This is a genomic window from Desulfacinum infernum DSM 9756, assembly GCF_900129305.1.
Classification (GTDB): domain Bacteria; phylum Desulfobacterota; class Syntrophobacteria; order Syntrophobacterales; family DSM-9756; genus Desulfacinum; species Desulfacinum infernum.
Genome location: NZ_FQVB01000061.1, coordinates 1 through 15110 on the forward strand (window position 1 = coordinate 1; position 15110 = coordinate 15110).

10 protein-coding genes are annotated in these 15110 nt (G+C 62.1%); 5 read left to right on the top strand and 5 right to left on the bottom strand.

The window, feature by feature from the left end:
- Window positions 1–613 (bottom strand): FAD-dependent oxidoreductase (locus BUB04_RS20190; RefSeq protein WP_178372043.1); only part of this gene is annotated, 613 nt, incomplete at its 3' end.
- Window positions 614–925: 312 nt separating this feature from the next.
- Here BUB04_RS20190 and BUB04_RS18095 point away from each other — a divergent pair.
- The 5 genes from BUB04_RS18095 to BUB04_RS18115 all read left to right on the top strand — a co-directional run bounded on the left by BUB04_RS18095 (window position 926) and on the right by BUB04_RS18115 (window position 10164).
- Window positions 926–2071 carry an ABC transporter substrate-binding protein gene (locus BUB04_RS18095; protein WP_178372044.1) on the top strand — a complete coding sequence of 382 codons (1146 nt, stop codon included), beginning with the start codon at window positions 926–928 and terminating at the stop codon, window positions 2069–2071.
- Entirely contained in the window at window positions 2068–5397 is a 3330-nt protein-coding gene (locus tag BUB04_RS18100) for a hybrid sensor histidine kinase/response regulator (protein ID WP_073042112.1), read from the top strand. The genes BUB04_RS18095 and BUB04_RS18100 overlap by 4 nt, the downstream gene beginning before the upstream one ends.
- 207 nt (window positions 5398–5604) lie before the next feature.
- Window positions 5605–7590, top strand: a complete 1986-nt coding sequence (gene tkt / locus BUB04_RS18105) for a transketolase (protein ID WP_073042114.1) — start codon at window positions 5605–5607, stop codon at window positions 7588–7590.
- A gap of 183 nt (window positions 7591–7773) precedes the next feature.
- The gene (locus BUB04_RS18110; protein ID WP_073042116.1) at window positions 7774–8538 is read left to right on the top strand and encodes a DUF3047 domain-containing protein; all 765 of its coding nucleotides are present in this window, start codon (window positions 7774–7776) and stop codon (window positions 8536–8538) included.
- A gap of 453 nt (window positions 8539–8991) precedes the next feature.
- Complete coding sequence (locus BUB04_RS18115; RefSeq protein WP_073042118.1) at window positions 8992–10164, top strand: trans-sulfuration enzyme family protein; 1173 nt, start codon at window positions 8992–8994, stop codon at window positions 10162–10164.
- 215 nt (window positions 10165–10379) lie between these two features.
- Here the strand turns inward: BUB04_RS18115 and BUB04_RS18120 are convergent, their stop codons facing one another.
- The 4 genes from BUB04_RS18120 to BUB04_RS19685 all read right to left on the bottom strand — a co-directional run.
- A complete protein-coding gene (locus BUB04_RS18120) occupies window positions 10380–12272 on the bottom strand; it encodes a peptidylprolyl isomerase (RefSeq protein WP_073042120.1) in 1893 nt (630 codons plus the stop codon).
- Window positions 12273–12353: 81 nt separating this feature from the next.
- Window positions 12354–12614, bottom strand: a complete 261-nt coding sequence (locus tag BUB04_RS18125) for a PLDc N-terminal domain-containing protein (RefSeq protein ID WP_073042122.1) — start codon at window positions 12612–12614, stop codon at window positions 12354–12356.
- A 128-nt stretch (window positions 12615–12742) separates the two neighbouring features.
- On the bottom strand, window positions 12743–14476 hold the full coding sequence (locus BUB04_RS18130; RefSeq protein WP_143156561.1) for a GTPase: 1734 nt from the start codon (window positions 14474–14476) through the stop codon (window positions 12743–12745).
- Window positions 14477–14782: 306 nt separating this feature from the next.
- A partial coding sequence (locus BUB04_RS19685; protein ID WP_218588527.1) for a hypothetical protein occupies window positions 14783–15110 on the bottom strand: 328 nt, incomplete at its 5' end.

A 15110-nucleotide genomic window follows, 5' to 3' on the forward strand; every position in this document is an offset into this window, starting at 1 on the left:
CCCGGCCGCAGATGGCCGGAAGGGGATTGTCCTTCTTGATGAGTTCCAACGCTTCCCGGTAGCGACCCTCCGCCGCCAGGGCGATGTAACCCTGCACCGAAATGTGGGCCGGGCAGGTGGCCTTGCAGGGGCTCGTTCCCCGCTTCTCGATGGCGAAGGCCCCCGGAACCGCCTGGGCGTACCGTCGAAAGGCCGCCCGCCGCTCGCTCAGGCCCATGTCGTATTCATTCTTCAAGGCCACGGGACAGACCCGGGCGCACTCCCCGCAGCCCGTGCACTTTTCCAGATCGATGAAACGGGGCTTCTGGCGCACCTTCACCCGGAAGTTTCCGGGCTCCCCGTTCACCTCCTCCACCTCGCTCAACGTCAACAGCTCGATGTTCAGATGCCGGCCGACCTCGACCAGTTTGGGCGAGATGATTCACATGGCGCAGTCGTTGGTGGGAAAGGTCTTGTCCAGCTGGGCCATGGCCCCCCCGATGGACGGCTCCTTTTCCACCAGATAGACGTAGTAGCCCATCTCCGCCAGATCCAGCGCCGACTGCATCCCCGCGATCCCGCCGCCCACCACCAGGACGGACCCGACGGGATTCCCGTTACCGTTCGAATGCATGACGATTCTCCCTGCTCAGCTGATGTTCAATGGGACGTTCCACTATGTGCATCTCGGTACAAGCCCGGTCACAAAAAAACCCGATTTTCACGGGGATCCGATAGCACGACAGTCAAGTGTCCTGCACGTTCGTTGTTCGCCCTCGGTTTATAAAGCACCCGCGGCGCGGGAGTCAAGGCAGACCGAACCGCGGAAGAGATTCCTCTTTATTCAGTCAAGAGTTGTGCCGGGCGTGACGATCAGTATAAAGGAATGAGAATTCAACCGTTCATTCTCAATCTCCTTCTTCCATACCAGAGGGGCGGGGCAAGGGTGAGATCCATCAACCGGCACACAGTGTTCCTGCGATTCCTGGCCTCCGGGTTCCTGTTTCTCGTCGCTGCGTGTGAACCCACTCCCGTACGGATCGGCTTCACCGGACAGATGACGGGCGCCTATTCCGATTTCGGGGTCCAGGGCAGAAACGGGGCACGTCTGGCAGCGGAAGAGATCAACGGGCAAGGAGGCATCAACGGAAGACGCGTGGAGATCCTAGTGGTGGACGACGGCGGCACTCCGGATGGCGCCGTGAGGGCGGATATTCAACTGATCCGACACGGAGTCGTGGCCGTCATCGGTCATATGACCAGTGAACAGTGCCTAGCCGCCCTGCCGACCACCCAGGCGGCCGGAGTCCCCCTGATTTCGCCCACGGCGTCTTCGCCCAGTCTGAGCGGCCGGCGTGATCTGTTCTTTCGGGTGCAGCCGTCCATCGAGAAGGGCCCCCATGCGCTGGCCCGGTACCTGGCTTGGCGACGGCCATTCTGGAAAGTGTGCACCATCCGTGACCTCCGGGAATCGGATTACACGGAACCCTGGGAGAAGGCGTTCGCCCGGTCCTATCGGGGAGCCGGAGGATCCTTTCTGTGCCGCCTGACCTACTCTCAGTTGGACGGACGGGACCTGGAACGGATCGTCGTCGCCGCGAAAGCTCCGCACCCCGATGCGGTCGTGCTGATCAGTTCCGCCGCGGACGCCGTCCGGTTGGCTTCCGTCTTTCTGCATCTCAGCCCCGGCACGGAGATCTATGCCGCCAGCTGGGCGCAGACGGATGACCTTCTTAGCCATCGAGATCAGGTGGTGGAGCGCATTCGGATCGTTTCAGATATCCTGCCCATGAGCGCCAGCGACAAGCTGCGTCGCTTCTCGTGGAACTACAAGAAACGTTACGGCGTGCGGCCTTCTTTCGCCGCCGTTCGAAGCTACGAGGCCGTGCACCTTCTTGCTGCGGCCCTCATGCGGGCGGGAACCCGCACAGATCTTCTGCCCCAGGTGCTGACCACCTTGGGGCCCGTCCCCGGCCTTTACGGGCCCATTCAACTGGATCCCTTCGGGGACGCGGTGGGCACCTACTACATGGTCGGCGTTCGATCCGCAAGATTCGTTGTAACGGACCGCATTCCGGGGGAGGCGAAGTGAAGTCCTTCATCCCGCTCAGCGCCCTGATTCAGCGTTTTTTCCTGAGGCGCCTCGTCGCACCGCTCATGGCGTTCGCAGTGTTCTGCTGCCTGCTGGCCGTGGCCTGGAGGATTCACCAGATCTATCAGGCCCATTACCTCTTCGCCAAAGGCATGGATCACACGCTCAGTTTCTGGATGTCCCAAGCCAACCAGACCTTGAGACACCTGGCGTGGGTGAGAGAAGACTCCCCTACCGTGCCACCTCTGCTGGAAGCCGCCGCCACGGACTTCCATCGGATCGTCTTTGCGGAAATCCAGAACCTGGACGGCCCCTATCCCGTTGACGACGAGAGGGCCCGACGGATCCTGGGCCTTCCCCTGTCCTTCTTTCCCGACAAGCATGAGTGGCCCACGTTGTCCGTCCCCTACTTCAGCAGAGATCATGGCGCCCTCACGGTCGGGATCCTGGTTCGCGCGGATCGGTGGGCCGCCTTCGGGGAACTGAAGCTGGATCTGCTCTACCGGCTGGTATCCGGCTTCCGCAGACAGGATCCCGGCAAACTGGTGGTTATCACCGACCGCTACGGCAACGTAATCTACCACCCGGACGAAAACTATATTCGGGAAAGGGAGAACCTGGCCCACGAACCCCTCATTCGAGCAGCCCTTCGCCATGCCCAGCCCATGGATCTTTACGGGAAGCTCGAGGGAAGATGGATCTTCGCCAACAGCTGGCGTGTGGACCCCTGGGGATGGGTGATCATCGTGGGTCAGCCTTTGGTCCCCGTCATCGCACCCGTCATCGCCGCGACCATTACGGTTACCGCCTTTATTCTGTTTGTGACCGCATTGCTTGCCTGGCGGTTCCGCATTGGGCTGGAGTTCGCCGTGGTGGATCCGATTCGATCGTTCGGCAGGCACATGGATTCCCTGGCGGAGGGGCGTGCGGACCTCCTGGGCCAGGCGGTCTCCGGAGAGCCCACCTTTCTTGAACTGGCACAGTTCCAGGAACAGTTCCGGAAAATGAGCGAAGCGGTCCGCATCAGGGAGCAGGCCCTCCGGGCCCAGGGCCAAGAGCTGGATCGCGTGCTGGAGTCCATCAGCGACGGGGTCATCGTCACGGACACCGACAGCCGCATTCGGAGAATGAACGCAGCCGCCGAAGGGCTGACCGGATGCAACCGGCTCCAGGCTGTGGGAAAACCGATGGAGCGCATCTTCCTCTTCGCCCGGGAAGACGGGCAGGCCGCCTTGGCGGAGGCGGTAAGCCGGGCCCTCTCAACCGGCACCGCCTCTCACCTGACCCATCCGATCCAGCTGCAGGGCCACGACGGCGATCTGTTCCATCTAGCGGTCCGAGTGGCCCCTCTTCGTGACGGATTCGGTAATGTTCTGGGCGTCGTGACGGTCTTTTCCGACATCACCGAACAGGTGGAAAGCCGAAAGCGCCTTCTCAAGAGCGAACAGAAGTTCCGTACCCTGGCGGAGATGAGCCCTGTGGCGGTGCTCCTCTATCAGGACGACCGATGGGTCTATGCCAATCCTGCCGCGGAAGTCGTATGCGGGTTCAGCCGGGAGGAGTTGACGCGCCAGAACTTCTGGGATCTGGTGCACCCCGAGTTCAGGGCGCTGGTCCGAGATCGTGGACGCAGCCGGCAGCAAGGCCTGAACGTGGAATCGAGCTACGAAATGAAGATCATTACCAAGACCGGCGAGGAGAAGTGGTGCTATCTGCGGGGAGACACCACGTTATATGATGGCCGACCGGCCGGCATCGTCGCCATCATGGACATCACCTCGCTCAAAGAGGCGCAACAGGCGCTGGCGGAAAGCGAACGCAAATACCGGGAAATCATGGAGAGCATGGAAGAAGCCTATTTGGAGATGGACCTGCGAGGCACGGTGACTTTCTATAACCCTGCGTTCCTCCGTCTCCTGGCCTGCAGCCCGGAAGACCTTCACCACCGCACTTACCACGACTTCGCGGACGTGAGCATCGTTCGAAGGATGGAGCTTTTTTTCAGGGACGTGCTCCGCCACGGCAAGACCCGCTCCCTCCAGGATTTCGTGATCCGAGATGCTCGGGGGAGGCAGAAGATCATCGAGGTTTCCGCCGGGGTGAGACGCAACGAAGACGGTAGCGTCTCAGGCGTGCGCATGCTGGCCCGGGACGTGTCCGAAAAGGTCCGGGCCGAGGAAAAGAGTCGTTCCCTCGAGAAGATGCTCATCCAGGCCCAGAAGATGGAATCCCTGGGAACCCTGGCCAGCGGGGTGGCCCACGAATTCAACAATCTCCTGCAGGCCATGAGCGGGTATCTGGAGCTGGCCCTCAAGGCCACCTCCCCGGAGGATCCCCGCAAGAAATGGTTGAGCCGGGTCCATGACGCCACTCGAAAGGCGGGAGATCTGGTCAAGCGCCTCCTGGCCTTCGCGCGCCCCAGCGACCCGCACTTGGAACCCGTCCAGATCAACCGGGTGATCGAAGACACCCTGCTCATCCTGGAGCGGAGCATCCCGCGCATGATCGAGGTAACCAAGGACCTGGACCCGGAAGTCCCCACCCTCCTGGCGGACAAGCTCCAGTTGGAACAGGTCATCATCAACCTGGTGGCCAACAGCCGGGACGCCATGCCGCCCGAAAAGCCGGGCACCATCCGGATCCGGACCGAAAGGATCACCGGAAAGGACAACACCCCTTGGGTCCAGATCACCCTGTCCGACACGGGGCTGGGCATCCCGGAGGAAATCCAGGATCGCATTTTCGACCCCTTCTTCACGACGAAGGAGCCCGGAAAGGGCACGGGACTGGGACTCAGCACCGTGTACGGCATCATCCGGCGTCACGGCGGCACCATCCATTGCCGGAGCTTTCCGGGCGAGGGAACCACCTTCACCATTCGGCTGCCCGGGCGAGCTTCCCTCCCCAAAGAAACCCATGCGGCATTCCCACGGGATGACGATGGACTGGAGGCAGGGTCCGGCGACTCCCCCAACACCGTCCTGGTGGTGGACGATGAGGAGCCGCTCCTGGACTTCATTCAAACGGCTCTGGAGCTGGAAGACTTCCGGGTCATGACGGCCACGTCCGGAGAGGAGGCCTTGGAGATCCTCCGACGGAGCAACGGATCCATCCAGTGGGTGCTGCTCGATCTCAACATGCCGGGGATGGGGGGGCGCCAGTGCCTGGATGAGATCCGGTCTCGATTCCCCCACATCCGGATCCTCGTGGCCAGCGGCTATCCGGTACACACCTTGGCCGAGCAGCCCGAAGCGTTCGGGGTGACCGCTTTTTTGCAGAAGCCGTACCGTTTCGCCGAACTGGTGGCCATTCTCAAAGGCTCGTGAAATTCAGGCTACGACCCAACGGAAGTCCGGAGGTTCTTTATCACTTAATCCGCCGAACTCCATCTCCACTCCAAAGGCGGTCGGACCTACAGCCGCCGCTCGTTGCACTTGACATTGAAGCCGAGCTGAGGCACCTGTGCCTGGAATCGTCGGTACCCACGGAAGGGGGTGGAAGGCCCCCATTTCATTTTCCGGAAGGAGTCTTCAATGAAAGGACCCGCATCCGCACTGGACGAACGCTGCATCACGACTATCCGACTTCTGGCCGTGGACATGGTGGAACAGGCCAGGTCGGGCCATCCCGGCCTGCCGCTGGGCGCCGCCCCCATGGCCTATGCCCTGTGGAGCCGTCATCTTCGCCACAACCCGGCCGATCCCGCCTGGCCGAACCGCGATCGATTTATCCTGTCCGCCGGCCATGGATCGGCCTTGCTCTACGCCCTGCTTCACCTGACCGGATATGATCTTTCCCTGGATGAGCTGAAAAACTTCCGCCAGTGGGGAAGCAAGACCCCCGGTCACCCGGAATACGGCCTCACCCCGGGCGTGGAATGCACCACCGGCCCCCTGGGCCAGGGATTCGCCATGGGGGTGGGCATGGCCATCGCCGAAAGGTGGCTGGCCGCCCGGTTCAACCGCCCGGATTATCCCGTGATCGACCACTACACCTACGCCCTGGTTTCCGACGGGGACCTCATGGAAGGCGTGGCCTGCGAGGCGGCCTCCCTGGCGGGGCACCTCAAGCTGGGCAAACTCATCTACCTCTACGACGATAACCACATCACCATCGAAGGCGACACCTCCATCACCTTCACGGAAGACGTGGCCAAGCGGTTCGAAGCCTACGGCTGGCACATTCAGCGGGTGGAAGACGGAAACGATGTGGAGGCCGTCAGCCGGGCCATCGAAAACGCCAAGGCGGAAACCCGGCGGCCTTCGCTCATCCTCGTTCGAACCGTGATCGGTTACGGCAGCCCCAAGCAGAACAATCCCGCCTGCCACGGGGAACCTCTGGGCCCGGAAGCCTCCCAGGCCACCAAGGAGTGTTTCGGCTGGCCGGCGGATGCCGCCTTCTTCGTTCCCGACGACGTGCGCCGATTCATGGGCCGGGCCGTGGAAGAAGGCGGGAAGATGCAGCAGGCGTGGCGGGATCTCCTGGAAGGTTACAGAAAGGCATACCCGCAAGAGGCCGCTCTGCTGGAAGCGTATCTGTCCGGCACCCTGCCCGACGGCTGGACCGAGGCCCTGCCCGCCTTCGATCCGGCGGAAGGCGCTCTGGCCACCCGGGCCGCTTCCGGCAAGGTTCTGAACGCCCTGGCGCCCGTCATCACCAACCTCATGGGAGGATCCGCCGATCTCGCCCCGTCCAACAAGACCTTCATCACCGACGGCGGAGACCGGAACCTGCATTTCGGGGTGCGCGAGCATGCCATGGGCGCGATTCTGAACGGCATGGCCCTGCACGGAGGTGTGCGCCCCTACGGCGGGACGTTTCTGGTCTTCGCCGATTACATGCGACCGGCCATCCGCCTGGCGGCTCTCATGGGCACCCGGGTGATCTACATCTTCACCCACGACAGCATCGGCGTGGGCGAAGACGGCCCCACCCATCAACCTGTTGAACAGCTGGCGTCGCTGCGGGTCATCCCCCATCTCACGGTCATCCGCCCGGCGGACGCCAAGGAAACCACAGCCGCGTGGAAAAAGGCCCTGGAAAGCGACGGGCCCGTGGCCCTGGCGCTCACGCGCCAGAAGGTGCCCGTACTGGACGTTTCCATGGACCGGATTCTGGAGGGAGTGGAAAAGGGCGCCTACGTGCTGGCGGACAGCGACCAGACCCCCCGGATGATCCTCCTGGCCACCGGGTCCGAGGTGCACCTGGCGCTGGCCGCCAAGGACATCCTGGAAAAGGAGAAGGGCGTGCCCACCCGGGTCGTTTCCATGCCCAGCTGGGAACTTTTCGCCGCCCAGCCCCCAACGTATCGCGACAGCGTGCTGCCGCCCCAGGTTCGAGCCCGGGTGGCCGTGGAAGCCGGAACCACCATGGGCTGGCACCGGTGGGTGGGGGACGCCGGGGCGGTCATCGGCATCGACCGTTTCGGAGCCAGCGCCCCCGGCGGCGAAGTGATGAAGCGGTTCGGATTTACGGTGGAAAACGTGGTGGAAACGGCTCTCCGCGTGCTGGACGTCTGAAGACGTCTGGGACGGCTCACCCTCGTTGTGAAACCCCACGTATTACCTGCCAGACACTTGGACTGCAGGGGCGAATCATCCTTCGCCCCTACTTTCCTGCTTCTGAAAGATGGGTTCGTCCTTCAAAAGAGACCCACGCATGGCAGGACTCCCTCATCCATGGGGCGGGGGCGAAGGGCAAGCATGAACATTGGTCGAATCTTGGGACGCAGACGTCTTCTTTGGGTTGCGACAGCCACGCTCTCGGCGCTCATGGTTCTTCCCGCCCGGGGAGGCGACCGCATCCGGGAAACGACCGTCATCCGGGAAACCTTTGATACCCTGGACGACTGGGAGCCGCTCACGTTCCCCAAGATCCCGCGCCACACCCGGTATCGCATCGAACAGGAAAACGGCAATAATGTTCTGCGGGCGGACGCCGATGCTTCGGCGTCCGCCCTGGTGCATCGGAAGGTCTTTTCCGCCCGCGATTTTCCGTGGATCCGGTGGCGCTGGAAGATCGAAAAGGTGCTCTCCCGCGGCGACGCCACCCGCAAGGCCGGAGACGACTATCCGATCCGCATCTACGTGATCTTCCGATACGATCCGGACAAGGCCAGCTTCGGGCAGAGGCTCAAGTACGGAGCCGCCAAGGCCTTCTACGGCCGGTATCCTCCCCACAGCACCTTGAACTACATCTGGGCCAACCGGAAGCACCCCTCGCTGGTGCTGCCCAATACTTACACGGACCGTGCCATGATGTTCCTCCTGGAACAGGGCCGTGACAAGGCCGGTCGCTGGGTCGAGGAAGAACGCAACATCCTGGACGATTACCGGACGGCCTTCGGAAAAGACCCGCCGGATGAGGCCACGGTGGCCGTCATGTGCGACACCGACAACACGGGGGAGAGGACCACGGCCTGGGTGGACGATCTGGTGGTTTTTCGGAAAGAAGCTGGTTCCGAGTAGTGCTCATGGAGAGGCTCGACACCCTCCATGAATGGAAGAGGTGGCTATGCGAGGGTCTTTGAGGGTCTTTTCTGTAGGAGCCGGCTTGCCGGCGGTCCCAATTTCGGCCAGGGCCGCTCCTACAACGGGCCGAAAACACAGTTCTTTAACAATAACCCCCATCACGGACGGCCCGTGACAACGAAGGATGAAACGCACACTTGGGAAGCAGACCCCTGTAGGGGCGAATGATTATTCGCCCCTACAGGCCATGCCCACGAACGGAACGAGGTCGCGTTTCATACAACTTGGAACGATTCTTTTGCCGTATTCTTCTTATCTCCGCGCGATGAGCGAGCGGGGATAAGCCCAGCCCCTACTGACCCACTCTTTCACCCATGCGGGGCAGCGCAAGGGGAGCCACGAACGTTATGTTGAAGTTTTTTCGAAGCGGAGAAAGGAAATCTAAAGAACATGGAACATGCAACAGACGAACTGAAGTCGAAGGGTTTTTCCACGCGGGCGGTCCATGCGGGCAACGTGGAAGACGTGATGACGGGCGGGGTGAACACCCCCATCTTTCCTTCGTCCGCCTACCGGGTACCCGGACCACTGGGGGAAGTGGTCTATCCCCGCTACCAGAACATCCCCACCCAGCGAGCGGTGGCGGAGAAGATCGCCGCCCTGGAAGGCGGCGAAAGCGCCTTGGTGGTCTCGTCCGGCATGGCGGCCATCAGTAGCGTGTTCCTGGCCTTTTGCGCCCCCGGCGATCACGTGGTCCTGCAGCGGGATCTCTACGGCGGCACGCACCACCTGGCCGCCCGGGAGCTCCCCCGGCTGGGCGTTGAAACCACCTGGGTGCCTTCCCAGGATCCGGAAGACTTCGAGGCCGCCTTGGGCCCCGCCACGCGGATTCTCTATCTGGAGACGCCGTCCAATCCCCTGATGAAGATCCTGGACCTGGAGGCCCTCGCCCGCGTGGCCCGGCGACGAGGCGTTCTGACCGTGGTGGACAACACCTTCGCCACGCCCGTCAACCAGAACCCCTTGGCATTGGGAATCGACATCGTGGTCCACAGCGGCACCAAGTACCTGAACGGACACAGCGATCTGTGCTGCGGGGCCATCGTCACCCGGCGGGACCTCATGGAACGGATCTACGGCGTGGTGGCCGCCTACGGGCCCAGCCTGAGCCCCTACGATTGCTATCTTCTGGAGCGGGGCATGAAGACCCTGGCCGTGCGCATGCGCCAGCACAATGAAAACGGGGCCAAGATCGCCGCCTTCCTGGATGGACATCCCCGGGTCCGGCAGGTCTACTACCCGGGCCTTGCGAACCATCCCGGCCACCACATCGCCGCCCTCCAGATGCGCGCCTTTGGTGCCATGCTGTCCTTTGAACCGGACTGCGACACCGCAACGGCACAAGTCGTCATGGAGCGGCTGAGATTTTTCAAACCGGCCGTGAGTCTGGGCGGGGTGGAATCCCTGGCGTGCTTTCCCGCGCAAACTTCCCACGCGCCTCTGAGCCCCGAAGAACGCCTGGCCCTGGGCATCTCCGATTCCCTCATTCGCCTTTCGGTGGGAATCGAGGATCCCGAAGATCTCATGGAGGATTTGGATCAGGCCCTGGCCGCCATCGGCTGAGAAAGGACGGGGGAGCTCCTTGCGATCAAGCCCGGCCCGCCCACAAAAAGTTGAGCGATCCCAAGGGGATGGCCCGAGACAGGTATAGGGGCGAAAAATCTTTCGCCCCTATACTGTTGGAACGGTCATGTCTGGTTTCGCCAAGATGAGGAATGGGCGATCCATTGCCCTCTTTGTGGCCGCGGGACTTCAGCCCCGCGGAAACCCTCACTCCGTCAAATCTCCTGCAGGATCTCCACGTCCGCTTCCCGGCGCTGCTTGGAAAGCCATGCCTGCCAGAGCTGGTTCTGCTTTGTCTGGAGAAGCTGGGCGCGAACCATGTCCCGGCCTTCTTGCATCTTCTCCGGAGGCGGGTCCCGGCGATCCAGGAGCCGGCAGACCAGGAACTTGCCCTGCCAGGAAACGGGCTCCGCCGTGAGCGGCTTTTCCTTGGTGAGCTGGAACACGGCCTCGGCCGCTTCCCCCCAGAGCATCAAATCCTTGTCGGGCTCGCTTCGGGAAAACCAGTCGCTCTTGGAAACGGAAAGTCCCTTTTCTTGAGCCGCTTTTTCCAGATCGTTCGTCCCGGCGGCGGCTTGAGCGAAGTCCTTGGCCGCCTTTTCCGCTTCCCGGCGAGCCGCATCGGCCTTGAAATCCAAAAGGACCCGCTCCCGAAGCTGTTCGAACGGCGGCACTTCAGGGGCCCGAATCCCCTTCACCTGCCCCACCAGATAGCCGTTTCGGTATTCGAGGACGTTGCTGATCTGATCCCGGCTCAGGGCGAAGAATTCTTCCATGGCTTCGGGCGCCCGCCCCACCTTGGGAAGGGTCTCCGTGGCGGTGAACCATTTTTCCGGTGCCTCCGCGGAAAGCTTCATGCGCTGGGCGGCCTGCACCACGTCTCCGTCCGCAAAGGCGGCATCCGCAAAATCCCGGGCCCTCTCGTAGGCGATATCCTTGGCCTTTTCGCGCTTGAGCTGCAGCTCGATCCGGGCCCGCGCCTTTTCAAAAGGAAGGGTCTCCTCGGGCCGCACATCCTCGGACTTGATGATGTGGTAGCCGAACTGGGTCCTGACCAGGTCGCTGATCTCCCCCGGTTTCAGGGCAAAGGCGGCGTCGGCGAAGGCCGGTATCATCTGGTCCTTCTTGAAGTAGCCCAGATCCCCCCCTTCGGGTGCGCTGGGACCCTGGGAATACTTCTTGGCCAGTTGGGCGAAGTCTTCCCCCTTGCGGGCCTTGGCCAGGACGTCCCGAGCTTCCGCCTCCACCTTCTTCACTTCGTCCTCGGGAGCGTCCTCATCCAGCCGAAAGAGGATATGCCGGGCGCGGACCTGCTTTTCCGTGTGGAATTCTTGGGGGTGGTCTTCGTAGTAGGCCTTGAGTTCCTCTTCGCTCACGGTCACGTCCTTGGTGTAGTCGTCCAGGGGAAACGCCACCCAGACCAGTTGCCGCTTTTCGGGCTCCTTGTACTTTTCCTTGTTCTTTTCGAAGTATTCCTTGAGGGCCGCCTCGTCCACCTGCACGTCCTTTTCGAACGCCTGGGGATCAAAGGCCACATAAGCCACCTGGATCTGGGAATGGGCGTGGCGCAGAACCGCTTCCACCTCTTGATCGCTCACCACCGCCTGCCTTTTCACAAAGGCTTCCACCTTGCGGAGCATGAGGTCCTGGGCCAACTGGCTCTCGAAGATTTCCGGCGTCATGCGGTTTTGCTGGAGTACCCGCACGTAGAGCTGCTGGTCGAAGCGGCCGTCCCGCTGGAAGACGGGATAGCTCAAGACTTCCCGCTGCAGCTCCTCGGCCGTGGTCTCCAGGCCCAGCTTGCGGGCGGCCTGGGCGATGAGGATCCGGTCGATGAGCAGGTCCATGGCCTGCTTTTTCACATCCAATCGGTTCAGAAGATCCTGGTTCAGCTGGTTTCCGAAGCGCTGCCGATAGATGTTGAGAAGTTGGTCGTAGGCCCGGTTGTAGTCCCCATAGGTGATGAAGACGTCCCCCACCCGGGCAAGACGGGCGGCCTTTTGGGACTGGTAGGAATAGCCGCCCCAGAAGATGAAGACGATGACGATGGCGAAAAGAGCGACCTTGATGAGCCAACTGGTTGCGTGTTGACGGAAGACTGTGAGCATGTAGTTAATTCCTCCAGGTTTTTTCTCTTGCTGGCACTCCGAACGTCACCGAGCACGCTTACATGACCGGCGGTGGATCCGTCAAGGCCGGTTCTCCCCGTCGGTATCCGAATCGGGGGCCGCCGGCGGACCGCCCCATTCGGGGGCCAACACCGTGTGGCGCCGCTCGATCAGAAAGTAGAGCACGGCGCCCACGCACGGAAAGGTGGCCGCCACGGCAAACCAGACGATCTTGCGGCGCCGCGAGCGAAACCGGCGTCGGGGAATTTCCTGGATGGCCCAGAACGTGGGAACCAGGGGCAGGACGAAGATGACGGTCAAAACGAGAATCTTGAGCGGCATGCTCTCCTGGGATCCTTCCTTGGTTTTCCTATTTGCGGCTTTCCGCGTTCCCGCATTCCCCCTATTTCCATTGGCGGCTATTCGCGTTCATTGGCGGTTTTCTTTCACATCAGTCCTCGCCGCAAGATTCACCGCACCGACCGCGTTTCCGCCAGGAGCGATTCCACTCGGGCAAGGCGTTTTTCCACGTCCTTGCGCCAGCCGTCGATGGCCGCCTCCACCAGGCGCCATTGGCTCTCCCATGCTTCTTCCAGGGTGCGTTGGAGCGAATCTATAATCCGTTGGGCTCGGGCCCGCAAGAACTTCCTGTATCCTTTGTGGAATCGAAGGCCCGAAAGAAGCTGGAGAACGGCGTAGCTTCCCAGGGCGGCGAGCCCCCGGGGACTGAAGAGAGCGTTCACCACGGCCACCACCACCCCCAGGCCGGCGGCCGGCCCGGGGTCCTGGAGAAACGTCCGCCAGGCCGCTTCCCCGCCCAAGGCGAACAAAAGGAAGACCGTCCAAAGCAGGGTCACCGCCTTCTGTTTGAACCGAAAGGCGCGCGCCCGCACGGGAGGTCCTTCCGGCGGGAATCCCTCGCGGAGTCGGGCCACAGCCCGGGCGCAGTCCTCCCCCGAACTCAAGCGGTTCACCCATTGGGAACATTCCGCACGAAGAGCGCCCGCCAGGCCGGCGCCGGCTATCCGATTGAGGAGGTGATCCCCGATCCATCGCCACTGCTCCCGACAACGGTCTTCTGCGCGCCGGAGCAACTCCTCCACATCCGGACCGCCTCCCGGCTGCGGCGAACCGCCGTATCCTCCCACCCGGCGGGCGACCCAGGCGACCAAGGCGGCCGGCCCCGTGAGGTCCTCGGGATTTTCCAGCGTCCCGGCCACGGATTCCACCACCCGGGGCGAAATCCAGGACCGCCACAGGGTCCGGCAGGAGCGCCGCCAGGTCTCCCGGAGCCCGGCCAGTTCCTTTTCCAAGTCGGTGACGACCCGGTGGAGGCGCCGGAGTTCCTCCACGCCCTTGAGAAGCCATTCCAGAACGGACTCGGCCTCGGCGTCCAGGTTGGATTCCTTGATGGCGCGAATCTCCTTGGCCTCCCGCTGCTGGAAGACGGACTTCTTAAGGAAGGGAAACTGGTTCCAGGAAGAAGGATCGGCTCCGTCCTGGACCTCCCGGGCCGAAACGGCATAGACCACCGGGTCCCCGTCGCCGGTGGCCTGCCGGACCAGATCCCGGAAGGAACGAAAGACCCTTTCCAGGTTTTCATGACCCTCCCCCGGTTCCAGTCCGGCGAAGAAGGTATCCGCCTTGTTCAGCACGAAGGCATAGTTTTCCTTCGCCTTGGGAACCTCCCGGAGAAAGTCGTAGAACCGCTTGTCCGCATATTTTTCCGGCGTCGTGACCCAGAGCACCAGATCCAGGTGTTCGAGAAAATCGCGGACGCGCTCCCGGTGCTCCCCCACCAGGCTGTCGAAGTCCGGCAGATCGCACATGACCAGGTGCCGGACGGCGTCCTCCCGGTGTGTCACCTCCCCGATCGGCACCTTCGCTTCCCGGATCCTCCGGGGCGGTTGGCATGCCTCGTGCCGGTAGAGGAGAACCCGGTCCGTGTGGGGCCGCCGGTGGCTGACGGAGGCAATGGGAGCACCGGCCAGGGCGTTCATGAGGCTGGACTTGCCCACTCCCGTCCCCCCCAACAAGCCGATGAAGAGGATCCGGTCTTCCAGATTTTTCAGGCGGCTTTCAAGGGATTCCAAGCGCGCGGCCAGTTCCTCGCGGTCCCCTTCGGGGAGGGGCATGAGCCCTTCCGACCGCAGCAGAGCCTTCGCTTCCGCTAACATCCGCTCCAACTGTTCCGCTCGACTCACCGGATTTCCTTTTCCGAGGCTAGGAACTTAGAAGGGCCAATCCACAGCACAATCGAAAGAACATGTCTCATAAGCCAACGATCCTACCCGCCCTCACTCAGCTGTCACTCGAGCGAGGCACCCAACACTACGGGTGCCGGTTCCGTAGGGCCGGCCTTGCCGGCGATCGCGATTAGACCTCCCGTGTGCCCAGGAGAGTAGCGACGAGGAAATATGCTCGTTTGGCAAATCACTCCTCGTTGAAATAGTCGGTGTCGATTCGCTTTATTTCGTACGTGACCGCCGTGGACACACCCACATTAACGGTCATGGTCTCCCTTGCGCCACCCCGCACAGATGAAAGATACTCAAGGCGGCAGGCGGCGGAAAAAGGTCGTTGTCAATTTTGGTGGTTTTACCCCGTTCATTAACGTGATCTTTCCGGACCGAATCGAACCCGCAACTGCTGCCATAGAGCGCGAATATTAAACTGACCCCAGGGGAACGCCCCTGGAAGGTTTCGGGGTTCGGAGTTCCGCCGCCTCCAGACCCAGTCAAGTACAGGAGGTAGTCATGGAACTTCAACCGATCTACAAGCGTGTGGTGGGTTTGGACGTCCATCACAAGCAAATCACAGCCTGCGCGATCATCGAGG